This window comes from Bacteroides sp. HMSC067B03 (genome assembly GCF_001811315.1).
GTDB lineage: Bacteria > Bacteroidota > Bacteroidia > Bacteroidales > Bacteroidaceae > Bacteroides > Bacteroides faecis.
Window position 1 is genome coordinate 1 of record NZ_KV804262.1, and the last position, 740, is coordinate 740.

Consider the following 740-nt stretch of genomic DNA (forward strand, 5'->3'; position numbering starts at 1 on the left):
AATTATTAAAGGTAAAAACCGTGAGCTGAGTATAGATGTAGCACGGAGTTGGTACGAAGCTCATCAGACACCTGTAGTTACTACCCGCTCTGTTGTTACCCATTTCGAATTAATGACTAAGTTGCATTGGAAGAAAGGCTACGAGAATCGAAAAGGAAAGTTTGAGGTAGTGGAAGTCCCTCTATTGACAAGAGGAGGCGCAGTCTTGATGGATAGTGAAACCATGGAAAAATATAAGGAAACAGAAAGGGGAAAGATACGCAACATCTCCCGAATGGTGATCATCAAGAATTTGGAATCAGGAGAAATAATCAATTTTGTGATGCACATCGTAGGCACTTATGACTATCTTATGAAAGCTAAACACTTTGAAGATAATAGTTACTTGTACCGAGCTCCTGACCTTAGCGGTAGTGTTTACTTCTATGAACCGGAAGGTAGTTTGGTCAACGGCTGGCAATACGAAGATGGAAAGATTGTAGCTACAATCAGCCAGGGGACAGAAGAAGGTTCAAGAATGCAGGATACCATAGATACACGTGGTATGGTATTAAAACCAGTATGCCACACTGAATCGGTCTATATGGAACATAATGAATGTAATGGATTTACCTATCAAGATCCAGAATACGGTCTCAGCTTCGGTTCTGAATGTCGCAAGGTGGGAACATGGGAAAAAGTACAAGTATGCATCGAAACACCTACTTATGAAGAAGATAGTAATATTGGCGGGCAATGGG

1 pseudogene is annotated in these 740 nt (G+C 41.1%); it reads left to right on the forward strand.

Annotated elements, in window-relative coordinates:
• A pseudogene (locus HMPREF2794_RS02265) lies at positions 1 to 740 on the forward strand (hypothetical protein); the annotation flags it as partial.